Source organism: Rhizobium sp. NFR03, assembly GCF_900111275.1.
Taxonomy (GTDB): Bacteria; Pseudomonadota; Alphaproteobacteria; order Rhizobiales; family Rhizobiaceae; genus Ferranicluibacter.
This window is the reverse complement of record NZ_FOGR01000003.1, coordinates 135085-159872: the sequence shown is the minus strand read 5'-3', so window position 1 is coordinate 159872 and position 24788 is coordinate 135085. Positions and strand designations below refer to the sequence as shown.

Annotated in this window: 23 protein-coding genes; 14 read left to right on the top strand and 9 right to left on the bottom strand. The window is 62.1% G+C overall.

What is annotated here, in order from left to right:
• Positions 1-24: 24 nt before the first annotated feature.
• The 9 genes from BSG19_RS10450 (at position 25) to BSG19_RS10410 (ending at position 11807) form a co-directional block, all read left to right on the top strand.
• The gene (locus BSG19_RS10450) at positions 25-2385 is read left to right on the top strand and encodes a sensor histidine kinase NtrY-like (protein ID WP_092987653.1); all 2361 of its coding nucleotides are present in this window, start codon (positions 25-27) and stop codon (positions 2383-2385) included.
• Complete coding sequence (locus BSG19_RS10445) at positions 2375-3739, top strand: nitrogen assimilation response regulator NtrX (RefSeq protein ID WP_092987652.1); 1365 nt, start codon at positions 2375-2377, stop codon at positions 3737-3739. The genes BSG19_RS10450 and BSG19_RS10445 overlap by 11 nt, the downstream gene beginning before the upstream one ends.
• 187 nt (positions 3740-3926) lie before the next feature.
• Positions 3927-4169: an RNA chaperone Hfq gene (gene hfq, locus BSG19_RS10440; RefSeq protein WP_018325164.1), complete on the top strand. Its 243-nt coding sequence runs from the start codon at positions 3927-3929 to the stop codon at positions 4167-4169.
• Positions 4170-4248: 79 nt separating this feature from the next.
• The gene (hflX, locus tag BSG19_RS10435) at positions 4249-5571 is read left to right on the top strand and encodes a GTPase HflX (RefSeq protein WP_092987651.1); all 1323 of its coding nucleotides are present in this window, start codon (positions 4249-4251) and stop codon (positions 5569-5571) included.
• Positions 5572-5721: 150 nt separating this feature from the next.
• Entirely contained in the window at positions 5722-7347 is a 1626-nt protein-coding gene (locus BSG19_RS10430) for a phosphoethanolamine transferase (protein WP_092987650.1), read from the top strand.
• Between the two features lie 22 nt (positions 7348-7369).
• Positions 7370-7816, top strand: coding sequence for a diacylglycerol kinase (locus BSG19_RS10425; protein ID WP_092988440.1), 447 nt, complete (start codon positions 7370-7372; stop codon positions 7814-7816).
• Between the two features lie 151 nt (positions 7817-7967).
• On the top strand, positions 7968-8981 hold the full coding sequence (locus tag BSG19_RS10420) for an iron ABC transporter substrate-binding protein (protein WP_092987649.1): 1014 nt from the start codon (positions 7968-7970) through the stop codon (positions 8979-8981).
• Between the two features lie 208 nt (positions 8982-9189).
• Complete coding sequence (locus tag BSG19_RS10415; protein WP_244529233.1) at positions 9190-10734, top strand: ABC transporter permease; 1545 nt, start codon at positions 9190-9192, stop codon at positions 10732-10734.
• Positions 10731-11807 carry an ABC transporter ATP-binding protein gene (locus BSG19_RS10410; protein WP_092987647.1) on the top strand — a complete coding sequence of 359 codons (1077 nt, stop codon included), beginning with the start codon at positions 10731-10733 and terminating at the stop codon, positions 11805-11807. Before BSG19_RS10415 ends, BSG19_RS10410 begins: the two co-directional genes overlap by 4 nt.
• A gap of 19 nt (positions 11808-11826) precedes the next feature.
• On the opposite strand, the gene BSG19_RS10405 is transcribed toward BSG19_RS10410, so the two are convergent.
• Positions 11827-13362: a sensor histidine kinase gene (locus tag BSG19_RS10405; protein ID WP_092987646.1), complete on the bottom strand. Its 1536-nt coding sequence runs from the start codon at positions 13360-13362 to the stop codon at positions 11827-11829.
• 153 nt (positions 13363-13515) lie between these two features.
• On the opposite strand from BSG19_RS10405, the gene BSG19_RS10400 reads away from it, so the two are divergent.
• The 3 genes from BSG19_RS10400 to BSG19_RS10390 all read left to right on the top strand — a co-directional run bounded on the left by BSG19_RS10400 (position 13516) and on the right by BSG19_RS10390 (position 15240).
• Entirely contained in the window at positions 13516-14058 is a 543-nt protein-coding gene (locus BSG19_RS10400) for a thermonuclease family protein (protein WP_244529199.1), read from the top strand.
• Entirely contained in the window at positions 14043-14684 is a 642-nt protein-coding gene (locus BSG19_RS10395; RefSeq protein ID WP_092987645.1) for a uracil-DNA glycosylase family protein, read from the top strand. The genes BSG19_RS10400 and BSG19_RS10395 overlap by 16 nt, the downstream gene beginning before the upstream one ends.
• Before the next feature lie 67 nt (positions 14685-14751).
• Positions 14752-15240, top strand: a complete 489-nt coding sequence (locus tag BSG19_RS10390) for an Lrp/AsnC family transcriptional regulator (RefSeq protein ID WP_062596499.1) — start codon at positions 14752-14754, stop codon at positions 15238-15240.
• Between the two features lie 42 nt (positions 15241-15282).
• Here the strand turns inward: BSG19_RS10390 and BSG19_RS10385 are convergent, their stop codons facing one another.
• The 6 genes from BSG19_RS10385 to BSG19_RS10360 all read right to left on the bottom strand — a co-directional run bounded on the left by BSG19_RS10385 (position 15283) and on the right by BSG19_RS10360 (position 20140).
• Complete coding sequence (locus tag BSG19_RS10385) at positions 15283-16155, bottom strand: NAD(P)-dependent oxidoreductase (RefSeq protein WP_092987644.1); 873 nt, start codon at positions 16153-16155, stop codon at positions 15283-15285.
• Between the two features lie 39 nt (positions 16156-16194).
• On the bottom strand, positions 16195-17019 hold the full coding sequence (locus BSG19_RS10380) for a class I SAM-dependent methyltransferase (protein ID WP_092987643.1): 825 nt from the start codon (positions 17017-17019) through the stop codon (positions 16195-16197).
• A gap of 83 nt (positions 17020-17102) precedes the next feature.
• Positions 17103-17369, bottom strand: coding sequence for an usg protein (locus tag BSG19_RS10375; protein WP_092987642.1), 267 nt, complete (start codon positions 17367-17369; stop codon positions 17103-17105).
• Between the two features lie 150 nt (positions 17370-17519).
• Positions 17520-18380: an ABC transporter permease gene (locus BSG19_RS10370; RefSeq protein ID WP_092988438.1), complete on the bottom strand. Its 861-nt coding sequence runs from the start codon at positions 18378-18380 to the stop codon at positions 17520-17522.
• Positions 18381-18433: 53 nt separating this feature from the next.
• Entirely contained in the window at positions 18434-19237 is an 804-nt protein-coding gene (locus tag BSG19_RS10365) for an ABC transporter permease (RefSeq protein WP_092988437.1), read from the bottom strand.
• A 120-nt stretch (positions 19238-19357) separates the two neighbouring features.
• Entirely contained in the window at positions 19358-20140 is a 783-nt protein-coding gene (locus BSG19_RS10360; protein ID WP_092987641.1) for an ABC transporter substrate-binding protein, read from the bottom strand.
• Positions 20141-20495: 355 nt separating this feature from the next.
• Between BSG19_RS10360 and BSG19_RS10355 the strand changes: the two genes are divergently transcribed.
• Together BSG19_RS10355 and BSG19_RS10350 are read left to right on the top strand one after the other, a co-directional pair.
• Complete coding sequence (locus tag BSG19_RS10355) at positions 20496-22733, top strand: OmpA family protein (RefSeq protein WP_092987640.1); 2238 nt, start codon at positions 20496-20498, stop codon at positions 22731-22733.
• A gap of 124 nt (positions 22734-22857) precedes the next feature.
• The gene (locus BSG19_RS10350; RefSeq protein WP_244529198.1) at positions 22858-23592 is read left to right on the top strand and encodes a polysaccharide deacetylase family protein; all 735 of its coding nucleotides are present in this window, start codon (positions 22858-22860) and stop codon (positions 23590-23592) included.
• A 9-nt stretch (positions 23593-23601) separates the two neighbouring features.
• Here the strand turns inward: BSG19_RS10350 and mobB are convergent, their stop codons facing one another.
• Positions 23602-24117, bottom strand: coding sequence for a molybdopterin-guanine dinucleotide biosynthesis protein B (gene mobB / locus BSG19_RS10345; protein WP_092987639.1), 516 nt, complete (start codon positions 24115-24117; stop codon positions 23602-23604).
• Positions 24114-24770, bottom strand: a complete 657-nt coding sequence (mobA, locus tag BSG19_RS10340; RefSeq protein WP_092987638.1) for a molybdenum cofactor guanylyltransferase MobA — start codon at positions 24768-24770, stop codon at positions 24114-24116. The genes mobB and mobA overlap by 4 nt, the downstream gene beginning before the upstream one ends.
• Positions 24771-24788: the final 18 nt, after the last annotated feature.

Genomic DNA, 24788 nt, shown 5'->3' with positions numbered 1-24788 from the left:
GCACCGTCAGTGGGTGGAATGTGCATGGCCGAAGGGCTGATACTGCCATTGGCAAAGGACGAAGCGGGCAAAGGCACGGATCGCCGCGCTGCTTTCGCACTGCCAGGTCTCGTGCTGGCCTCGGGTGCGCTTGCCTGCGCGATCATCTCCCTGCTTGTGCTGCTGGGCCTGACGCCCATCAAGCCGGAGACGAATATCGTCATCGCTTCCGCAGCGATCAATGCGCTCTTCGTTATCGGCCTCATCTACCTCATCGGCCGCGAGATCATGCGGCTGCTCCGCGCCCGCAACAAGGGCAGGGCGGCGGCACGGTTGCATGTCCGCATCGTCGCGTTGTTTTCGATCGTCGCCATCACCCCTGCCATTCTTGTTGCCATCTTCGCCTCGATCACGCTCGATGTCGGCCTTGATCGATGGTTCTCGTTGCGAACACAGGCCATCGTGCGCTCCTCCATCGATGTCGCCCAGGCCTATGTGCTGGAAAATGCGAGCTACCTTCAGGGGCAGACCGCGTCGATGGCGACCGATCTCGAGCGTAATCGCCAGCTCTACAGTCTCGATCGCACCGGCTTCGTGGATCTGATGACGCGGCAGGCGCGGGCGCGGGGCATGCTCGGTGCGTTCCTCGTGCGGGCGGATGGCTCCGCGATCCTCCAGGCCAACATTCCGACCGACCGGCCGTTGCCGGCTATCCCCGTGGATGCGCTGGCAAGCACGGTCTCCGGTCAGCCGACGCTCATTCCGCCGGGCGTGACCAATCTCGTCGGCGCCATCATTCCGCTCGACAACATCGAGGGCGCTTTCCTCTACACCGTGCGGACGGTCGATCCCAAGGTGATGAACTCCATGCGGCTGATGGAGGAGAACGTTGCGGAGTACCGTAACCTCGCCGCCGGTCGCACTTCGCTACAGGTCGCCTTCGGGGTCCTCTATCTCGGCTTCGCGCTCATCGTTCTGCTGGCTGCGATCTGGGCGGCTATCGCCGTCGCCGACCGGATCGTCCGGCCCATCCGCCTGCTGATCGGTGCCGCCGACAGCGTCGCCTCCGGCAATCTGAATGTCGTCGTGCCGGTCCATACGGTCGATGGCGATGTCGGAAGCCTTTCGCGCACCTTCAACAAGATGATCGTGGAGATCCGCACCCAGCAGCACCAGCTGCTTGAAGCCAAGGACGAGATGGATAACCGCCGTCGCTTCATCGAGGCCGTGCTGTCGGGCGTGACGGCTGCGGTCATCGGTGTCGAGGACGATCGACGCATCACCATTGCCAACCCTTCGACGGAAGTCTTCCTGTCTCGTCCCACCTTTGACATCGTCGGCGAGCGGCTGGCAGATGTCGCGCCCGAGATCGATGACGTTCTCACCGAGGCGATATCCAGGCCGCGAAATGACTTTCGTAAACAGATCAACATCATGCGCAACGGCAAGGAGCGCACGCTGAACGTTCAGGTGACGCGCGAGGAGGCCATCGACACGGTCGAGTCCTATGTCATTACCCTGGATGACATCACCGACCTCGTCATCGCGCAGCGCTCGACTGCCTGGGCCGATGTCGCGCGTCGCATCGCGCACGAGATCAAGAACCCGCTGACGCCGATCCAGCTCTCGGCGGAGCGCCTGAAGCGTCGCTACGGCAAGCAGATCGACCCTGATGACCGCGCCGTCTTCGACCAGTGCACGGATACGATCGTCCGGCAGGTCGAGGATATCGGCCGCATGGTCGATGAGTTCTCGTCTTTCGCGCGCATGCCGAAGCCGACGAAGGAGCGCTCCGACCTCCGCGCGATCCTCAAGGATGCCGTCTTCCTGCGGGAGATGGGAACGAACGATATCCAGTTCATTCGCGACTTCGGCGACGATCCGCTGGATGGTTCGTTCGACGGACGCATGCTGGGGCAGGCGTTCGGAAACATCGTCAAGAATGCGGTGGAATCCATCGAGGCGCTGCCAGCCGATGCCGAGCGCGACGAGCTGAAGATCATGATCCGCTCTCGCCTCAACGAGAAGAGTGGCACCTACGTGGTCGATATCATCGACAACGGCAAGGGCCTGCCGACGGAGAACCGTCACCGGATTCTCGAGCCGTACATGACGATGCGCGAGAAGGGCACAGGCCTCGGCCTCGCCATCGTCAAGAAGATCATCGAGGACCACGGCGGGCATCTCGAATTGCATGATGCACCGCCCGATTTCGATCAGGGCCACGGTGCGATGATCCGCATCATTCTCCCGCCGGCGATCATTGCCGAGGCGGAGCGAGATCGCCCGGGCCCAGGGGGGCCGCCCGCAGGCATGGCGGATGCCGGCTCAAGGCAATCCGCCTCCAGCCATGCGGAACACGAAGACGACGACAGACAAAGCAAGGAAATGACCGATGGCCGCTGATATTCTGGTTGTAGACGACGAACAGGACATTCGCGAGATCGTCTCCGGCATCCTGTCCGATGAAGGATATGAAACGCGCATGGCGTTCGACAGCGACAGCGCGCTGGCGGCGATTTCCGACCGTGTGCCGCGCCTCGTCTTCCTCGATATCTGGATGCAGGGCAGTCGCCTCGATGGCCTTTCCCTGCTGGACGAGATCAAGAGCCGGCACCCGGACTTGCCCGTCGTCATGATTTCCGGCCACGGCAACATCGAGACCGCCGTTTCGGCGATCCGTCGCGGGGCCTATGATTTCATCGAAAAGCCCTTCAAGGCGGACCGCCTGATCCTGATTGCGGAGCGAGCGCTGGAAAACTCCAAGCTCAAGCGCGAGGTGACGGAGCTCAAGAAGCGCTCCGGCGATCCGGTCGAACTGATCGGCACGTCCGTCGCCGTCTCACAGCTGCGCCAGACTATCGAAAAGGTCGCGCCGACCAACAGCCGCATCATGATCCACGGTCCGTCCGGCTCCGGCAAGGAGCTTGTGGCACGGATGATTCACAAGAAGTCGGCCCGTGCTGCCGGACCCTTCGTGGCGCTGAACGCAGCGGCCATCACGCCTGACCGCATGGAAATCGCCCTGTTCGGCACGGAGGGAACGCCCGGCCAGCCGCGCAAGACCGGCGCGCTGGAGGAAGCGCATGGCGGTATGCTCTATCTTGATGAAATCGGGGAGATGCCGCGCGAGACGCAGAACAAGATCCTGCGCGTGCTCGTGGACCAGCAGTTCGAGCGTGTCGGGGGGTCGAAGCGCGTCAAGGTGGATGTCCGCATCATCTCCTCTACCGCCTATAACCTCGAAAGCCTGATTGCCGAGGGCGCGTTTCGCGAGGACCTCTACCACCGGCTGGCTGTCATTCCCGTCCGCGTGCCGGCGCTTGCCGATCGCCGGGAGGACATTCCGTTTCTGGTCGATATGTTCATGCGTCAGATCAGCGAGCAGGCGGGCATCCGCTCGCGCAAGATCGGCGACGACGCGCTGGCGGTCCTGCAGGCTCATAGCTGGCCGGGCAATATCCGCCAGTTGCGCAACAATATCGAGCGCTTGATGATCCTTGCGCGTTCCGATGGCCCCGACACCGTCATCTCGGCCGATATGCTGCCGACAGAAGTGGGCGACAGCCTGCCGAAGATCTCGGCCCAGGGCGACCAGCATATCATGACGCTGCCGTTGCGCGAGGCGCGCGAAATGTTCGAGCGGGATTATCTGATTGCGCAGATCAATCGTTTTGGCGGAAACATCTCGCGGACTGCCGAGTTCGTGGGCATGGAGCGCTCGGCCTTGCACCGCAAACTGAAGTCGCTTGGCGTGTAGCGCCAAGACGCATGTCGCCTCGCAGTGTCACGGAAACGTCGCGCAGGCTTTTTCGACATTGCGAAAGAGACCTTGATGCGATACCAGATTCCGCAGCGTCTGAGGGGCAGACGCCCGGGGCAACTCTCGATTTACAGACGTATCAACCGGTTGTTTTCGAACCGGCAATAAAGAAAGAAGCGGCGCTATGGCGGAACGTTCTCAGAACCTGCAGGACCTTTTTCTCAATACGGTTCGCAAGCAGAAGATTTCACTTACCATCTTCCTCATCAATGGCGTCAAGCTGACGGGCGTCGTTACCTCATTCGATAATTTCTGCGTGCTGCTGCGGCGCGACGGGCACTCCCAGCTCGTTTACAAGCACGCCATCTCGACCATCATGCCGGGCCAGCCCATGCAGATGTTCGAGAGCGAAGAATCCGCCTCCTGAACACCGGACTGAAGCCATCACAAAACACAACGATACCCCAGACAGCATCATTCCCGAGACCGAAAAGCACCGTGACGACATGCGGGCGCTGGTCATCGTCCCGGTCGTCAAGAAAACCGGGCGGCAACACGCCGAGCAGCCGCATTCGGTTCGCTCGGACGAGGCGCGTCTCGAGGAAACGATCGGTCTGGCACGCGCCATCGATCTTTCCGTCGTGCAGGGGCTGGTCGTTCCTGTCGCACAGCCCAAGCCCGGAACGTTGCTCGGCAGCGGCAAGATCGAAGAGATCGGCCATCTGCTGGATACCCAGGATGCCGGCCTCGTCATCATGGATCACCCGCTGACGCCTGTGCAGCAGCGCAATCTCGAGAAGGAATGGAACGCCAAGGTCATCGACCGTACGGGCCTCATTCTCGAGATTTTCGGCCGTCGTGCATCCACCAAGGAAGGCACGCTGCAGGTCGATCTGGCGCATCTGAACTATCAGAAGGGGCGTCTGGTTCGCAGCTGGACCCACCTTGAACGCCAGCGCGGTGGCGCGGGCTTCATGGGCGGCCCGGGTGAGACGCAGATCGAGGCCGACCGCCGCCAGCTTCAGGACAAGATCATCAAGCTGGAGAAGGAGCTGGAGCAGGTGCGTCGCACACGCCAGCTGCATCGCTCCAAGCGCCGCAAGGTGCCGCATCCCATCGTCGCCCTCGTCGGTTACACCAATGCCGGCAAGTCGACGCTTTTCAACCGCATTACCGGCGCCGGCGTGCTGGCCGAGGACATGCTGTTTGCCACCCTCGACCCGACGCTGCGCCGGATGAAGCTGCCGCAGGGCCGCACCGTCATCCTTTCCGACACCGTCGGTTTCATCTCGGACCTGCCGACGCACCTCGTGGCGGCATTCCGCGCCACGCTCGAAGAGGTGCTGGAAGCCGATCTGATCCTGCATGTCCGGGATGTCTCGGACCCGGATCACGCCGCCCAGTCCGAAGATGTCGAGCGCATTCTCGAGGATCTCGGCATCGACGAAAAGGCCCGCACGGAGCGCCTGCTGGAGGTCTGGAACAAGATCGACCGGCTGGAAAAAGAGCCGCATGCGGCGATGCTCGAAAAGGCAGCGCATACGCCGAACACCGTCACCGTCTCGGCGGTGACGGGCGAGGGGGTCGATGCCCTCATGCAGGACATCAATCGTCGTCTTTCCGGCGTGATGATGGAAACGACGGTCACGTTGCCCGTCGATCGCCTTCAACTCCTGCCTTGGCTCTACGAGCATGCGGTTGTCGATCATCGCGAGGATCTCGAAGATGGCGGCATCCGGCTCGATCTGCGCCTGACGGAAACGGAAGCGGCCGAACTTGAGCGTCGTCTCGGGCAAGGTCAGAAGCCCGCCGCGGAAGACTGGGAATAGAAACGGGCGCCATGTACATTGGCGCCCGACCCGCTCGCCCCTCCGGACGAGGGCATCTCCTTCTGACAGTTTCCCGACAGGATTTCGGCTCTACCACTTCGTCAGCTTAGCCTGACGGGTTCCCGCCGGCGTTCTGACGGGAGTAACCCTTTGAAAATCCCCAAGCCTCTTAGGCCTGAGATTGGCAGCATTCCGCTGACCCTTATCGTGTCGGCATATCTGCTCGTCGCCACCAACATCACCTTCTGGAGCCGCACTGCTGCGGCGTTCTCCTCCAATAAGACAAGCCTGCTCGCTTTTTCGGCGGCGATATCCCTTCTGACAATCTGCGCCCTCGTGACACTGTCAGTGCGCTACGTCATCAAGCCGGTTCTTATTCTCTGCGTTCTCGTCGCCGGCATTGCATCCTACTTCACCGACACCTACGGCATCGTTGTGGACAAGGAGATGGTGGAGAGCGCCTTCGTGACGACGGGTGCAGAGGCGGGTCACCTGCTGACGCCGCGCTTTGCATTTCATATTCTCGTCTTCGCCATCCTGCCGGCCGTCATGATCGGCCTCGTCCACATCCGTCACCGGCCGTTCCTGCAAAAAGCTTTGCGAAACCTCGCGCTGATCGTTCCGGCATTTGCCGTCGCGCTGGTTCTCATCGGCTATAATTATGCCGCCATCGCTTTCGTCGCCCGCGAACGCAAGGAGGTACTGAACGTCTTCAATCCTGCCGCGCCGCTATCATCGGCCGTGCGGTTCGCACTGTCCGCCTACAAGGAGGTCGATGCTGTCGTGGCCCCCTTCGGCACGGACGCCCGGGCGGGGGATCGGCTCGTCGCGGAGAAGAAGCCGGTGGTCGTCGTGGTTGTTGCCGGGGAAACCGCACGTGCTGCGAGCTTCTCGCTGGATGGCTACAACAGGGAAACGAATCCTGAGCTCAAGGCGCTCGGCGTGGTGAATTTCACCAACACGACCAGTTGCGGCACGGCAACGGCTGTGTCACTGCCGTGCATGTTCTCCGGCTATCGACGCACGGAATATAGCGAGAGCAAGGCGCATACGCGCCAGAACCTCGTCGATGTCCTGACGCATGCCGGCGTGAACGTTTCGTGGTGGGACAACAACACAGGCAGCAAAGGCATTGCCAAGCTGATTGATTACGCTGCCATCAATGGTCGCCAGAACAGTCCGCTCTGTCACGAAGGTGAATGCCTGGACGGTATCTTCCTCGATGGCCTCGACAGCAAACTCGCCACGACGAAACACGATACGGTGATCGTGCTCCATCAGCTGGGCAGCCACGGTCCCGGCTATTTCGGCCGCTACCCTGAAAATTTCAGGCGTTTCACGCCGGATTGCCGCACGGACGAGCTGATGAACTGCTCACATGACGAGATCGTCAACGCCTACGACAATTCGATCCTCTACACCGATCATATCCTCGCCAGCGTGGCCAAGCTGCTGGCAAAGCACGAAAACACCGTGGCCGGAGCCATGATCTACATGTCGGACCATGGCGAATCGCTCGGGGAAAACGGCATCTACCTTCATGGTGCGCCCTATGCGATCGCGCCGAAGGAGCAGACGCATGTTCCCTTCATATCCTGGTTCTCGCCGTCCTACGCACGAACCATGGGGCTTGATACGAAGTGCCTTCTCGCCTATTCGGATGCGGCCATGTCGCACGACAACCTGTTTCATACGGTGCTCGGCATGATGAACATCCAGACGGATGTCTACAATCGCGAACTGGACGCTTTTGCGCCCTGCGTGGCAAGAAGCTGAGATGAACAGGAATACGCTGCGCATGCAGGAGCGAAAGCCGACCCAGAAGGCGGGCCAGAAGCTGCCGCGCCAAAAGTTGCCGCAAAAGTTGACTGGCTTTCAGCACTTTTTCGCAGCCGCCACTTACTCGCTGGGTGGAGCACGGCGCCTTCTTGGCGAAGCTGCGTTTCGTCAGGAGCTGATCGGCTTCGCCGTGGCGATGCTGGCATTCGCCATCAGCGACGCAACACTGTTCCAGTACGTTGCGATGATGCTGCTGTTCCTGCTGATGATTGCCTTCGAAGCGCTGAACACGGCGATTGAGGAAATCGTCGATCGCGTTTCGCCGGAGATCTCTGAGATGGGCCGCAACGCCAAGGACCTTGGCTCGCTTGCCTGCCTGTGTCTGATCCTCGCCAATGCCGGCTACGCATTCTATGTCGTGTTCCTCTCGCATGTCGTGACCGACATGCCGTTGACCGGACTTTGATGACGCGGATGTGATCGCAGAAGATACCGAGAGGTGCTTCTTCTTTCGAAAAAGCGCAAGAAAGCAAACGCTTCTAAAGTTGACCTTCAGGTTCAAGTTACCTATACCGCCTCTACCGGGCGCATCGTCCGGGCACTCCGAGGAGGTCGTTATGAGAATTTCCGTTTGCGCCGCTGGCTTGGTTGCCGCGACTGCTCTTCTGGCCGCGATGAACCCCGCGCTCGCCCAATCCGAATCCGCAGGCATCGTCATCTACAATGCCCAGCACGAGAGCCTCGGCGTTGCCTGGGCCGAAGCCTTCACCAAGGAAACCGGTATCAAGGTGACGTTGCGCAAGGGCAGCGACATGGAGTTCGCCAACCAGATCGTGCAGGAGGGTGCCGCATCTCCGGCAGACGTCTTCCTCACCGAGAATTCGCCGGCCATGTCGCTGGTCGATCAGGCGGATCTGTTCGAACCTGTCGCCAAGGATACGCTTGCGCAGGTTCCTGAAACCTTTCAGCCATCCAATGGCCACTGGGTCGGCGTCGCCGCACGCTCCACCGTCTTTGCCTACGACAAGACGAAGCTGACCGAGGACAAGCTGCCGAAGTCGCTGCTCGACCTCGCCGATCCCGCGTGGAAGGGCCGCTGGGCTGCATCCCCCGCCGGCGCCGACTTCCAGGCGATCGTCAGCGCGCTTCTGGCGCTGAAGGGCGAAGCCGCCACCAAGGAATGGCTCGCCGCGATGAAGACGAACTTCACGGCCTACAAGGGCAATTCGACCGCCATGAAGGCGGTGAATGCCGGTGAGGTCGAAGGTGCCGTGATCTACCATTACTACTACTTCGGCGATCAGGCGAAGACCGGCGAGAACAGCAAGAACGTCGCTCTGCACTTCTTCAAGAACCAGGATCCGGGCGCCTTCGTCAGCATCTCCGGCGGCGGCGTCCTCGCATCCAGCCAGCACAAGACCGAGGCTCAGGCCTTCCTGAAATGGTTGACGGGCAAGGGCGGGCAGGCGGTTCTGCGCGATGGCGCCTCCTTCGAGTACGCCGTGTCCAAGGACGCCGAATCCAACGCAGCCCTGCCGGCGCTTTCCACGCTGGACTATCCGAAGGTCGATCCGCAGTCGTTGAACAGCAAGTCGGTCACCGACCTGATGACGGCTGCCGGCATCCTTTGATCGCCGTCCCGGCGTCACGTCGACGCAACATGACGTTCGCGTGAAGATTCTGGATTGATTTCATCCACAATCACCGCAATAGGTCATCGCGACCCGTGCGCGCTTCCTTGCAGGAGGCGCGCATCTTCCATTCCGTACAAAGGCGCCAAACGTGCCGCATGCCGATGCCAAGTCCTTCGCTGTCTCACCGGGCGTGACGCCCGGTCGTCTGACGTCGGGTCGGCGAGCGCATGTCGCATATCCCCTGGTGACGCTGCCGGCCTTGCTCGTGGCACTGGTCAGCCTCATTCCGCTCGGTTTCGTCACCATCGTCACGGTTCAGACGGGGTGGGATCAGGTGGTTGCCCTCGTCTTTCGCGGGCGTGTCGGCGATCTCCTCATCAACACCGCGCTTCTCGAAGCCGCCACCGTGCCGCTCACCATCGTGCTGGCCGTCGCGCTTGCCTGGCTGACGGAGCGCACGGACCTGCCGTTCGCGCGGCTTTGGGCCTGGCTTGCCGTCGCCCCGCTTGCGGTTCCGGCCTTCGTTCATTCCTATGCGTGGATCAGCCTTGTTCCCGGACTCAAGGGCCTCAGTGGCGGCGTGCTCGTCTCGGTGCTCGCCTACTTCCCGTTCCTCTATTTGCCGGTAGCCGCGCAGCTGCGGAGGCTGGATCCCGCCATCGAGGATGCAGCGGCATCGCTCGGCCTCAGCCCTCTGCGTGTCTTCCTCCGGGCCGTCCTGCCGCAATTGCGGGTCGCGATCTGCGGCGGCAGCCTGCTCGTGGGCCTGCATCTTCTGGCCGAGTACGGGCTTTTCGTCATGATACGGTTCGACACGTTTTCGACCGCGATCGTCGATCAATTCCAGTCGGCTTTCAACGGGCCTGCCGCCAACATGCTCTCCGGCGTCCTCGTCCTCTGTTGTCTGGCGCTGTTGGGCACCGAAGCGCTGGCACGGGGCGGCGAGCGCTATGCCCGGGTTGGCTCGGGCGCGCCGCGCATGGTCACGCGCCACGCGCTCGGGACTTGGGTATGGCCAGCATTGGCGCTGAACCTTGCAACTGCCGCGCTCGCCATCGGCGTGCCGTTCACGACGCTCACGCGGTGGCTGGTGATCGGCGGGCTGGAGATCTGGCCGTTGCAGACGGTGGGCAATGCCGTGCTTCAGACCGTCCTCCTCGCCGTCATGGGCGGCATGCTGACGACGGTTGCCGCAGCGCCTATGGCGTGGCTCTCTGTTCGCGCACCCGGCCGCCTGCAGCGGGTGCTGGAAGCCTGCCACTACTATGTCGGCTCCCTCCCGGGCGTGGTCGTGGCGCTGGCGCTGGTCACGATTACCGTGCGGCTTGTCCTGCCGCTCTACCAGACATTCGCGACGCTCCTGCTTGCCTATGGTCTTCTGTTCCTTCCGCGCGCTCTGGTGGCGCTGCGGGCGAGCATTGCGCAGGCACCGGTCGAGCTTGAACGCGCTGCGATGGCTCTCGGCCGCGCACCCTTCCAGGCCGTTCGCGTAACGACGATGCGCCTCGCCGCGCCCGGGGCAGCGGCCAGCACAGCCTTGGTGGCGCTCGGCATCACCAACGAACTCACGGCCACGCTCATGCTCTCGCCGACAGGCGTCGAGACGCTTGCTACCAAGTTCTGGTCGCTGACGAGCGAGATCGATTATGTGGCTGCCGCACCCTATGCGCTGATGATGGTCCTTCTCTCCCTGCCGCTGACGCTGATCCTCCACCGTCAATCCAGTCGCGCAAGCGGGAGCGCCGCATGAGCCTTCTGTCCATCGAATCCATCAGCAAGACCTACGGCCGCGATGCCCGCGCGCTGATCGACGTTTCGCTCGTCGTTCCCGCCGGCGCGCGAACCGCGATCGTGGGGCCGTCCGGATCCGGCAAGACCACGCTGCTCAAACTGATCGCCGGTTTTGAGAGGCCCACAGCCGGCCGCATCACGCTGGAAGGAGCGGTGCTCGCAGCCGAGGGCATCCATGTGCCCGCCCATAAGCGCGGCATCGGCATCGTCTCGCAGGACGGCGCCCTGTTTCCGCATCTCACGGTCGGTGAGAATATCGGCTTCGGCCTTCCGAAACGGCAGGAGGGCCGTGATAAGCGCATTGCCGAGCTGATGTCGACCGTAGAACTCGATGCGGAGATGCTCTCGCGGCGCCCGCATCAACTTTCAGGCGGCCAGCAGCAACGTGTGGCGCTCGCGCGTGCCCTGGCGCTAGAACCCCGGCTGATGCTGCTCGACGAGCCGTTTTCAGCCCTCGACACCGGGCTGCGTGACACGATGCGCCGCACCGTCGCGCGTATCCTCGCTGCGTCGGGAACGACGTCCATTCTCGTGACCCACGATCAAGGTGAAGCGTTGTCCTTCGCCGATCATGTCGCCGTGTTCCGGGAAGGCCGGCTCGTTCAGGCCGGTAGCCCGCAATCGCTTTACCGCTGCCCTGTAGACCGGCAAACGGCGCTTTTTCTGGGCGACGCCGTTCTTCTGGACGCGATCGTTACCGCAGGACAGGCGGAAACCGTTCTCGGTACTCTTCCTGTCGGATCGGTCGAAAAGGGCTCGTCCGACACGGCCTCGACGTCGCTCGTGATGCTCCGTCCGGAACAGTTGCGCATCCGCTGGCTCGGTCTTGGCGAAGCCGAGCTGGTGAAGGGTGCACGGGCGCGGGTGCTCGATAGCGAGTTCGGTGGCGGTCTCTGCCGTTTGACGGTGGAGGTGGGCGAGGGCGCTGCGCGCACCGTTCTCGAACTGCGCGTCTCGGGCTTTGATGTTGCGGCACCGGGCGAGACGGTTGCGATCGAGGTGGTGGGGCAGGGACACGCCCTGCCCGTCTGACGTTATTCACAAGGCTTGATCAGGCGAAGCTCTTGCGACGCCGCGCCACGGCGGCGGTTTCCTGCACGGCGGCCACCGTCTGCAACACACGGCGTGCCGGCAGGATGGCGATGACCTCGGTCCCCTCACGCAGTTTGGAGCGCAGGATGAACTCGCCATCATGTTTGGCAAGGATGGCCTGCACGATCGGCAAGCCGAGGCCAGTTCCCTGTTCGGCGCTCTTGATGGCGATCGACCCTTGCCCGAAAGCCGAGAGAACGACCGGAATCTCTTCTTCCGGAATGCCCGGACCATTATCCTTGATGGACAGATACTGCCCGCCACCAGCTGTCCACCCGACCTTGACTGAGATCTGACCGCCCTGCGGGGTGAACTTTACGGCATTTGACAGCAGGTTCAGCGTCACCTGTCGCATCGCCTTTTCGTCTACCCAGACGGCAGGCATGCCGTGCTCGAACTGTTCGGTAATCGTGATGCTTTTCGTGCGGGCGCGCAACTGCACCATGCCGATGCAGTCCTCGGTGATCTCCGCAAGCAGGATGGCTTCTTCGTTCAGGTCGTAACGGCCGGCTTCGATACGGGAGAGGTCGAGGATCTCATTGATGAGATCGAGAAGGTGCTTGCCGGAGCGATGGATATCACCGGTATACTCTTTATAGGTCGGATTGTTCAGCGGGCCCATGACCTCGGTGAACATAACCTCGGAGAAGCCTAGAATGGCGTTCAGCGGCGTTCGCAACTCGTGCGACATGGAGGCGAGGAAGCGCGATTTCGCCAGATTGGCTTCTTCCGCCCGCCGGCGCGCCTCGTCCGACATGGACTTTGCCACCTCCAGTTCCGCGATCAGATCGTCCTTTTCGGCCTGAACGGAGAGGATCTGGATATTGGCGCGACGCATGCGCGTCGTCATGTAGACGAGAAAGGCGAGCGAGGTGGACAGGACCACGGCGAGCGCAACGAGATCACCGCGTCCTGCCATGATGGCGGTGCCCGTCAGAAGGGCGACGCAGGGGACGAAAGTGACGATCAGTGCATAGCGCAACAGCATCGTTGCGATGGCAGTGGCGGCGAGAGCCACGAGAAGGGCAAGGCCCTTGTACAATCCGAAATCCCGCGGCGCGCAGGACTGGCAATCCTGCAGGAGGAACAGCGCCCATACAACGCCCATCAGCCCCTGTATGACCAGAAACCGGCGACGCCAGTAGATGACGGCTTCAGGCGTCAGGTCCTTACGTCGGGCCCGCTGGGCTGCAAGGAGCCCCAGTGCATGGACCAGGAGAGCGACGATCAACCAACCGACGATCTGCATGTTCTCCGTCAGGTACAGCCCGCCGGCGGCGACCATCATCAGGAGAATCGGCATCGCCGCTGCGCCCTGCAGGGCGGACGCGATGTAAAGGGACAGCATTTCCTTGTCGAAGCCGGAACCGTTCGAGGGACCCGATTGCAGGCGTTCGCGATTCGCGCGCACGGTTTTCGACACAGCCTTGTTGCGATGGCTGCGCGATTTGTCGACAATGATCTTGTCGGTCGATGTGCTGACGCCCTGATTCATCTTGTCCGGAAAGTCTGACGGATACCAAAAGGATTCTAGGTAAGAATTGTTAAGAACTTGCTTCCTGCCGTCGGTCGGCGCTCTTTCCAGCAGCCGAATTTCATCGTGTTTTCCATGGTAGGCCGACAGCGGTCGCTCGTCCGGGACGGTCTGTTGACGATCCTGTTCCTTGGGCTCGTCTGGCTGGCTGCCAGCCGCCTCTCCGATGGCGGCGGCGTTCAAGTGACCGGCCAGCCACGCGTGGTAGATGGCGATACGCTGGCCATCGGGCGGGATCGTATTCGCCTCATCGGCATCGATGCGCCCGAGAGGGCGCAGATTTGCGAGCGCGGTGGCGAGAACTGGGAGTGCGGGCAGGAGGCGCGACGGCACCTGGCGCGTCTCATCGGCAAGGCTGCTGTCGCGTGTGAAGGCCATGCGGATGACCGCTATGGCCGGAAGCTCGCGGTCTGCTCGGCCGGGCGGGAGGACCTCAATGCCCGTATGGTCGGTGACGGCTTCGCTGTGGCTTTTGGAGACTACGAGACGGAGGAGGCCGATGCGCGCTCCCGCCAGGCAGGTCTCTGGGGCGGCACCTTCGATCAGCCGCGCGACTGGCGCGCTCGCCATGGCGGAATGGTCGAGACGCCCCATATCGACATGGATTGGATCAAGACGCTGCTGCGCCGTATCGAGACCGCATGGACATCCCGCTGACACCGACCACAGACGACATCGATCAACTCTCGCGAACGATTTCCGCTTGCCGCATCTGTCGCGATGCGCCGGCCTTCGGTGCGCCGCTGCCGCATGAGCCGAGGCCGATATTCGTCCTTTCGACGAAGGCGCGCATTCTCATCGCCAGTCAGGCTCCTGGCATGCGAGCGCATGTCAGCGGCATCCCCTTTGACGACCCCTCCGGAAACCGGCTGCGAGACTGGCTAGGCGTGGATAGGCCGACCTTCTACGATCCGGACAATTTCGCGATCGTTCCCATGGGGTTCTGCTTCCCCGGTTACGACAGGCATGGTGGCGATATTCCTCCACGGCGCGAATGCGCGCCTGTCTGGCGAGAGACGGCGCTCGCTGCCGTGCCGAATGCTTCCCTCATTCTCGTCATCGGCGCCTATGCGCAGGCCTATCATCTTGGCACGACGCGGCAGGCCTCGATGACGGCAACGGTGGCGGACTGGCGACGGACATTCGAGCGGGAGGAGGGCCCGAAGCTGTTGCCCCTTCCGCACCCGAGCTGGCGCAACACACCGTGGCTGAAACGGAATCCGTGGTTCGAATCCGAATTGCTGCCCGTGCTCCGCAGTGAAATTGCATTGCGGTTATCTTGAGAATTCACTCTGGCATTGGCCCTTTTTGACGCTATAGAGGAAATAATATTCGAAGGGGGCTATTGAAATGGATCGTCTCGATCGCAAGATCCTGCGACTTCTGCAGGAAGATTCGACACTCGCCGTTGCCGATCTGGCAAAAAAGGTCGGCCTGTCGACAACGCCGTGCTGGCGGCGCATCCAGAAGATGGAAGAAGAGGGCGTGATCCGTGGCCGTGTCGCCCTGCTCGATCCGGCAAAAATCAACACAAAGGTCACCGTCTTCGTGTCGATTCGCACCAATGCCCACTCCATCGAGTGGTTGAGGCGCTTCTCGGAGGTCGTCGGAGAATTTCCTGAAGTGGTCGAGCTTTACCGGATGAGCGGTGATGTCGATTATCTGCTGCGCGTGGTGGTGCCGGATATCGCGGCTTATGACGCTTTCTACAAGCGATTGATCGCCAAGATCGAGATTCGCGATGTGTCCTCGGCTTTTGCCATGGAGCAGATCAAGTACACGACGCAGATGCCGCTGGACTACATGATCCTGGAACAGGCGAAATCCCAGGAGGACTGACCTTCTGTCGATATCGCCGTGGATATAGGCGCCGGCGCGCGCCTATTTCTTCTCCAGCCGGGCAAGAAGCGATGATGTATCCCAGCGCTTGCCACCCATTGCCTGCACGTCGCCATAGAACTGATCGACAAGCGCGGTGACCGGAAGCTTTGCACCGTTACGACGGGCTTCGGTCAGCACGATGTCGAGGTCCTTGCGCATCCAGTCGACGGCAAAGCCGAAGTCGTATTTGCCGGAGATCATGGTCTTGTGGCGGTTTTCCATCTGCCAGGAACCGGCGGCTCCCTTGGAGATCACATCCACCACGGCTTCCATGTCGAGCCCGGCGCTCTTCCCGAAATGAACGGCTTCGGCCAGTCCCTGAACGAGGCCTGCAATGCAGATCTGGTTGACCATCTTCGTCAGTTGACCGCTGCCGGCGGGGCCCATCAGTCCGACCATGCGGGCATAGGAATCGATGATCGGCCGCGCCCTTTCGAATACCTCAGGGTCGCCGCCGCACATGACGGTGAGAACGCCGTTCTCCGCGCCCGCCTGCCCACCGGACACCGGAGCGTCGATGAAATGCGCGCCACTAGCTCGCGCTGCCGCGTCCAGTTCCCGGGCGACCTCGGCGGAGGCCGTGGTATTGTCGATGAAGATCGCGCCGGTCCTTAGTGTTTCGAAGGCGCCGTCCTTGCCGGTGGTCACGGAGCGCAGATCATCATCGTTGCCGACGCAGCAGAACACGAAGTCTGCTTCGTGAGCCGCTTCGGCCGGGGTTGCAGCGGCTCGGCCACCGTTTTCCGATACCCACGTGTCAGCTTTTGCAGCTGTCCGGTTATAGACGGTCAGCTCATGACCGCCCTTGACGGCGAGATGACGCGCCATGGGAAACCCCATGACACCGAGACCGATGAAGGCGACTTTGGCCATGGGGCTCTCCTCAGGCAATAGGTAGATGATAGCGTCGGATCAGGACGGTTTGCGCAGCCGCGCCACGACCAGATGACCGGCAATCGGTGCGCCGTCTTCCATGCGCACGACGATATCCGTCAGATCGACCAGATCGAAACCTGTCGCTTCAAGCCGTTCGAGCACGTACTCACGACTATGCGCGAATCGCTGGTGCGGACCGACCATGAAACGGCGGCCGGCGAAGACGTCGTCGGGCAACGTCTCGCTCGAGAAGATGAACAACCCACCGGGCTCCATGGTCTCTGCCGCTGCGAAGAACAGCGCTTCCAGGCCGCCAAGGTAAGGCAGGACATCCGTCGCCGTCACCAGGTCGAACGGACCGTCATCATTGTCCTCGAGAAAATCGACGGCTTCACCGACATAGAGCGCGTCGTAGAGATCCTTCTCATGCGCGATCTCGATCATGTTCTCCGAGAGATCCACGCCGGCCAGGTTTTCGGCCATGTCGCGCAGCGCGCCGCCGGTCAATCCGGTGCCGCAGCCGAGATCGAGCAGGCTCTTGAATGGCCCCAGCCCGAGGCTCTGGAGGCGCTGGCGCACCATCATCGGCACGGAATAACCGAGCTGTTCCACGAGCACGTCCTCGAACACATCGGCATGCTGATCGAACAGGGTCGTGACATAGGCGTCAGACGCCTTGTCGGGCGTCTCGCCGCGTCCCATGGAGGCGATGCGTACGGCAGCCCCACCATGATCCTTCGGATCAAGGGCCAGCACATCCTTGTAGGCAGCGACCGCTGCCTCGACATCGCCGGATTTTTCGAGCGCGAGAGCGCGGTTATAGGCCTCAGCCAAGGCTTCTTCGTCGATCTTCTTTTGCATGGTGGCTTTGTAGGATGGGCATTGCCGAATGGCAATCCCGTTCCACCGCCGCGAAGCCTGCGCGAAGCCGCATCAGGGAGACATCAGTTGATGATGAACTCGCCCTTCAACGCGCGCCAGTCTCCGGCCGAAATCAGCTTTCGATGAACATACCGCACCGAGTGAAGCGGCCCATCGAGCGTCTCCTGCCAGAACTTCAGGAAGCGTTTCATTTCCGGGAAGTTGGGCGCCAGATCGTAGTGCTGCCAGATATAGCTCTGCAGGATCACCTGTCGATCGGGCATACGGTAGAGGATCTCGGCCGTCGTGAGGCCGTACCCTTTCAGCTGCAGTTCCATGTCAGATGCCATGCGAAACCTCATCTTTGCTGAATGACGGTCTCTAGAATGAAGCGCCCGAATGGTTAAGCAAGTCTTAATGACAGTCGCGTGACAGAAGATTATCGTTTTACAACAGAGGTTTGGCAGCAAGGCGTCAGGAGTGCTGCCAGTTTCTGGCGTTTATCGCTTGAGATGGCGGGTCAGTCGGTTCTCAAGCCAGACCCAGAGATTGCGCAGCGCTTCGACCATGATGAGGTAGAAGATCGCAGCCCAGAGATAGGTTTGATAGTCGAAGGTCCGGGAGAAGGCGCGGCGGGTTTCGCCCATCAGGTCGAAGACGGTGACGATGGCGACAATGGCGGAGGCCTTGATCATCAGGATGATCTCGTTGCCATAAGGGCGAAGCGCGACGATCATGGCCTGCGGAAGGATGATCTTGAAGAAGGCCACGCGTTGCGACAGGCCGAGCGACGCCGCACCTTCACGCTGGCCGCGAGGTACACTCTCGATCGCCCCGCGCAGGATCTCCGCCTGATACGCTGCCGTGTTCAGAACGAATGTCAGCAGGGCACAGTACCACGCCTCTCGGAAGAACCACCAGAGCCCGATCTCCGTCAATTGCGGGCGGAAGCTTCCGAGGCCGTAATAGATGAGGAAGAGCTGCATGATGACGGGCGTGCCGCGAAAGAAGTAGACGTACACATAGGCGATCCAGTTCGCGATCTTGTTCTTCGACATGCGACCGAGCGCGACCGGCAGGGAAAGAAGCGCGCCGAGCACGATGGATGTCGAGACGAGCCCAAGCGTGACGCCGAGGCCTGAGATGTATCCTGGCCCATAACGCTGGAATTTCTCCGGATCGAACCCGCCGACGATGAGCATGCCGAGACCGACGAAAACCGCCAGCCAGACACCCAGAAGGACACGCCCGAAAAGGCGCGACACCGTATAGGGTCGTGCAGCTTCGCGTGGGGCAGGTTGAGGCGGAAGGAGATCCGTCGACACCAGAGCCTGCACCGGGCGAATACCGGGAGAAGGCATATCTGTGTCGAGAGCCGGCGGTGCGCCGGCCGGTGGAAGAGGCGGTGTCGCACTCATCGGGCCACCTCCGAGCGGCGCGCCCAGCGTTCCAATGCGGAGAAGACGACGGAGGAAGCCGCGGCGAGCAGCAGGAACAGGATGCAGGCGAGCCCGAAGAATTCGAACGCCTGCTTGGTCACCCGCGCAGCAACGCCGGTCTGGCGCAGAATATCCGGCAGACCGATGACGGAAACCAGGGCCGTGTCCTTCAGAAGGGCCATCCAGAGATTGCCGAGTCCGGGCAGCGCGATGCGGAAAAGCTGAGGCAGCACAATCAGCCGCATGGTCTTTCCCCGGCTGAACCCGAGCGCGTCGCCCGCTTCGTACTGCCCCCTCGGAATGGCCTTGAAGGCGGATTGAAGCACTTCGGAACAATAGGCCGAGAAAACGACGCCAAGTGCGACGATGCCGGCAAAGAACGCATTGATCTCGACGGGCCCGGAGTAGCCGACGCCTGCAAGGACCTGCTGCGCCACGATCTGCAGCCCGTAATAGACGATGAACAGCGTCAGCAATTCCGGCAGGCCACGAAAGATGGTGGTGTAGATATCCGAGGACAGGCGGAGCGATTTCTCGCTCGACTGCTTGCCCAGCGCCACCAGAAAGCCGAGGGCAAGGCCGACCGGCAACGTGGCAATGGCGAGAGACGCGGTGATGAGAAAGCCGTAGCCGATCTCGTCGCCCCAGCCGGCATCGCCGCAGGCGAGCAGCGTGTTCCCGGCGAGGAGGCGGAAAATACCGATCGGTCCGCACCACGGATCGAGCGTGGCGCCGAGCCCCGACACGGCGGAATAAAGCGCGGCCATGATTGCGCTCATCGTCTGGTTTGTCCCCTTGAGGCGCTTCTTGATGGGCGCCTCTTTCTTATGCCGACGTTTGTCAAACAAAAACGGCGGGAGGGCAAGCTCCCGCCGCAGGATTTCGAACAAGCCCCGGAATTAGCCGCCGTAGACGTCGAATGAGAAGTACTTGTCGTTGATTTCCTTGTACTTGCCGTTGGCGCGGATGGCCTTGATCGCGGCGTTGAACTTTTCGCGCAGATCGTTGTCGCCCTTGCGCAGCGCGATGCCGGCGCCTTCGCCGTTGATGACAGGGTCGATCGGCAGCGTGCCGAGCAGCTTGCAGCACTCGCCATCGGTGGTCTTCAGCCACTCCGAGAGCACGACGACGTCGTCGATAACGGCGTCGATACGGCCGTTGGCAATGTCGAGCTTGTACTCGTCGGAGGTCGGGTAGAGCTTCAGCTCGGCCTTCTTCATATGCGCTTCGGCATAGTTGGAATGGGTCGTGGAGGACTGTGCGCCGAGCGTCTTGCCGTCAAGGCCGGCTTCGGTCGCTTCCGTGATCGAGCTATCCTTCGGCACGGCGATAGCCGGCGGAGTGTTGTAGTACTTTTCCGAGAAGTCCACCTGCTGCTTGCGCTCGGCCGTGATCGACATGGAAGCAATGAAGGCGTCGTATTTCTTGGCGATCAGGGCGGGAATGGCGCCATCCCAGTCCTGCGTGACGAAGGTGCATTCGGCTTTCATCTCGGCGCAGAGCGCCTTGGCGATGTCGATGTCGAAGCCGGTCAGTGAGCCGTCGGATTCCAGCACGTTGAAGGGCGGGTAGGCGCCTTCGGTGCCGATGGTGATCTTTTCGCCGGCGGCGAGCGCCGTGCTCGCGGTCAGGGCGAAGACGGCCGCGGCGGCAGCCATGGTGAAACGTTTGGCGATAGGCATATCGATCCTCTCTGTTGGCGCAGGCCCGGCTTGTTCTTCGTTTCCCGGGTCCGTTCGCAAGCGACGACAACGGTCGCTTCGATAGCGATATTCCGTGACCCGTTCGCAAATGCAACAGGAAAAGCGCTTGCGGAGAAAAGCGTGAACAGGCTCTGGCGGGAAGAAGAGGAAAGCCTATGTCCGCCGGGTGAACGCGGCATTCATCGCCAATTCATGCGCCCGTTGCTACCGCTCTGGCCATGGATCGCAGCCACCGCTGCGGCCGGCCGTCACGCGGCGTTCGAGCGTATACCGGCCCGGATCATCGGCGCCGGTGACAAGAACAAGAACGGGATCTCTCTCAGGAGGAGACACCATGACCATTCGATCCAAGCTTTTCGCAACGGTAGCAATGCCGCTGCTTACAATGACGATAGGCTTGCAACCGGCCTTGGCCGATGCGCAGATGAAGCCGTTCCAGGTCGCACAGGCCGATCCGGAAGAGGACGTGCCGAAGAAGCGCAGACCTGCCGAAGCGCAGCAGGACGGCGCGCCGCAACAGCAGGCGGAGCCTTCCGAAAGCGGAGAAGGCCGCCCGAGCCGTGAGGAGCGCCGCAAGCAGCGCGACGCCGAGCAGCAGTCGGGTGGAGAGCAACCGCAGCGCGAGGCTCAGCCGCAAGGAGAGGACAGTCCTCGCCCCAGCCGTGAAGAGCGTCGAAAGCAGCGCGAGGCCGAGCAGCAGAACAACGAGCAGGCCGCGCCCGATGCGCAGCCCACCGGCGAGGATACGCCGCGCCCGAGCCGTGATGAGCGCCGCAAGCAGCGCGAGGCGGAACAGCAGAAGGCACGCGAGCAGGCCCAGCCGGACGCCGAGGCGCAGCCAGCGGCTGAACCCGAAGGTGAAACGCCGCGCCCGAGCCGCGAAGAACGCCGCAAGCAACGCGAAGAGCGGCAGAAGAATGCGGAGCAACCCGCGGCGCAGGAGCCTGATGCTGCACGCTCCGAATCGGCCGAGCCCAATGCTGCCACTCCCGATGCTGCCAATCCTGATACCGGTGCGCAGAGTGCCGAAGAGCGTAAGCGCCTGCGGGAAGAGCGCCGCAAGCAACGTGAAGCCGACAAACAGAATGCGCAGCAGCCGGAAGGCACGCAGCCCGATCAGCAGGCCACGCCCGAGCGCCAGCCGGGCGAAAAGCCCTCTTCCGATATGACGGACGAGGAGCGCGCCCGCATTCGCGCCGAGCGCCGCAAACAGCGCGAGGCGGAGGGTCAGCAGGCGGAAGACCCGGCACGTCCCGGTGCAGAGCCGAACGCGGATAATGCCGGCGCTGCAGAGCCTGGCTCTACCGATCCTGCGCAGGCGGGTGACAATGGTGCCAACCGCGATCGCCCGGCTCGTGACGTCGTCGACAAGCGCTCGCGCGAAGAACGCGAGAAGCTGGCCCGCGACCCGTCGAAGAGCGATGAGACGGTCGTTCTGCCGGTCGAGAATGGTGCGGCCGTCCTCGACAGCGACAAGGACGCCGACAATCGCGGGAATGATGACACCCGAGACCGCCGCCGTCGCGAGCGCGAACAGGTTCGCGAGGAACGCAACAACCAGCCCCCGCCGCGCACCGATGCCGACGCACAGTCGGATCACCGCGAACGCCGGCCGGATCGTGAAGAACTGAACGCGGCGATCAACGAACGTGGCCGTCGCATCGAACGGGCGCCGGAATTCGATGCCGGCGATCTCATCGACGCGCTGACGGGTCAGCGTCCGCGGATCGAGGAGCAGCGCAACAACCGGACCGTTCTCGACTTCGGCGACGAGATCGTCGTTCGCAGCGATGATCGCCCGCGTCTGCGTCGCGATGCGCGGGAGACCTACTATGAGGAACTGCCGCGCGGCAGAACCCGCGAGGTGATCGAGCGGCCGAACGGCATGCGCGTCGTGACGATCTACAATCGGTACGGCGACGTTATTCAGCGCACGCGCATCAACCGCGACGGTGAAGAATACCTGATGGTCTATGCGCCTGAAGTCGGCGACGAAAAGCGCCCGCCGCTCTATGACGCCGGCGAGGATCTGCCGCCCATGCGCCTGACGGTGCCGGTACGCGACTACATCATCGACACCTCGACAGAGCCGGATCGCGACTATTACGACTTCCTGGCCGAGCCGCCGGTGGAGCGGGTCGAGCGGACATACTCGCTCGACGAGGTTCGCAACTCCGCCCGTATCCGCGACAAGGTGCGCCGTATCGATCTCGATACGATCACCTTTGCCACGGGCAGCGCTGAAGTGCCGATGTCGCAGGCGAAGACCCTGCGGAAGGTCGCGGACGCGATGCTGGAAGTCATCGACAAGGATCCTGGTGAAACCTTCCTCATCGAAGGTCATACGGATGCGGTCGGCTCCGACCAGTCGAACCTCGTCCTCTCGGACGAGCGCGCCGAGTCGGTCGCAGCGCTTCTGACGGACGTCTACGAGATCCCGCCGGAAAACCTGGTAACGCAGGGCTATGGCGAGCGATTCCTCAAGGTCCGTACGTCGGAAGCCGAGCAGGAAAACCGCCGCGTCACGATCCGCCGCGTGACCCCGCTTGTCCGTCCCGTGGCCCAGAAGTAGCGGTTTGATTCATAAGGGCAGGTGATCCAGAAAGATTACTTGCCCAGAAACCGCCATGTTCAAGGCCCTGAAGATGAAGAACCCGGTGCTCGTCGCGCCGGGTTCTTTTCGTCTGGACGATGCAATGAAAATGATTTTCCTTCTGCCGCTCATTGCGGCCTTCGGCCTGTCAGTCCCGGCGCTGGCACGCGACGGCCTGCTGGAACCGAAGCTTCATATCGCGGCAGGTGGCAAGACGCCGCGCGTGGCCTTGACCTTCGATGCCTGCATGGGGCTCGCCGACCAGCGAATTATTTCGGTCCTCATCGAAAACCGGATACCCGCAACGATCTTCGTCACGGAGCGCTGGCTGAGACGGAACGCGGAGACGTTCGCGATTTTCATGGCGCATGCCGACCTGTTCGAGCTGGAGAATCATGGTGCGATGCATGTGCCGGCCATCGATCGTCCGGTGCCGGTTTACGGCATCGCCTCCGCTGGCTCCGCGCAGGCCGTCGAGGCCGAGGTCATGGGGGGAGCGAATGCGCTCGCCTCAAGCGGTGCGCCGCGGCCGCACTGGTTCCGTGGCGCGACGGCGAAGTACACGGCGTCTTCGATCGCGCAGATCCGGTCACTCGGCTTCGACGTTGCGGGCTACTCGCTGAACGGAGACGATGGATCCTTGCTGGGCGCCAGAATGGCGACACGCCGAATCGCGAACGCGCATGATGGCGACGTCATCATTTCGCACATCAATCAGCCGACGCATGCGGCCGGCGAAGGCGTTGCGGCAGGTATCCTGGCGCTGAAGGCAAAAGGCTTTGAATTCGTGCGGCTCGATGCCGTCCATGAGGAAGGCACCAACGCGACCGTGAACTGATGCGCGGCCTCAGGAACGCCTGAGCCCGCAGGTCGCCTCGACGAAGTCCGCGATACTGGTGGTGTCATCGAGATCGAAGACGGGAAGCGTTGCATCGGAAATGGCGTGATCGGCTGCGATGGCGCGGATGTGCCGGTCGCCGGGCGCGAGCGGCTCGCGATTCTTCGCGTCCAGCCGTCGTGCCTCGATCTTCGGGATGGGCTCGCGCTTGTAACCCTCGATGAGAACGAGATCGCAGGGCGCCAGGCGCGCGAGGATGTCTTCGAACGATGGCTCCGGTTGGCCGCGAAGTTCGTGCATGATGGCAAAGCGGGTGCCCGAAACAATCGTCACCTCATGCGCCCCGGCCTCACGATGCCGCCAGCTGTCGGCGCCGATCTTGTCGATGTCGAAATCGTGGTGGGCATGCTTCACGGTAGAAACCCGGTAGCCCCGCGCCGTGAGTTCCGTCACCAGCCGTACGGCGAGACCCGTCTTTCCGGAGTTCTTCCAGCCGGCAATGCCGAAGATCTTCGGTGGGCTCATAGGTCACCCGTTCCTGTGTGGAAGAGCATTCGCTCCATCATCTCGATATCCGCCGGCCTGTTCATGTTCGTAAAGGGATCGATATCTCCGACGGCGTCTCCCGTTGCCGCGAAATCGACGATGACATGCGGATGCTGCTCGATGAAACCCCGGACCCTTCGCTTGGCGTCGGTCGCGATGAAATGCTCGAGATCATCGGCGAGGACGGACGACCAGAGCGTGAAGACGGGGTGCAGGGTGTCCCTCGATGCAGCCACCGCGATCATGCTGTTCGTCTCGTCCAGAGCATCGTGAAGCCGGCATACGAATTCGCGCGGGAAAAACGGCGCATCCACGGGAACGCTGACGACGAGCGGGATGTCGCGGGATTGCCCTAAACGCAGCCCTGCGAGAACACCTGAAAGCGGCCCGAAAGCGCCGGGCGCCGCATCCGGGATAGCCTCGATATCGCCGGCCAATCCCGGAAGGCTGCGATCGCCGTTGTAGGCGAGGGCCGCTACCTGCGGCCGCAGGCGCTCAAGGGCGCGGATAGCAAGAGGCATGCCGCCGAAGGATATCGCTGCCTTGTCCCGCCCCATACGGCTCGACAGCCCGCCGGCAAGCACGACGCCGAGGGTGGCACGCGGAACATCAACGACGTGGGAAGGCGTCATGGGTAGAACGACTCGCTA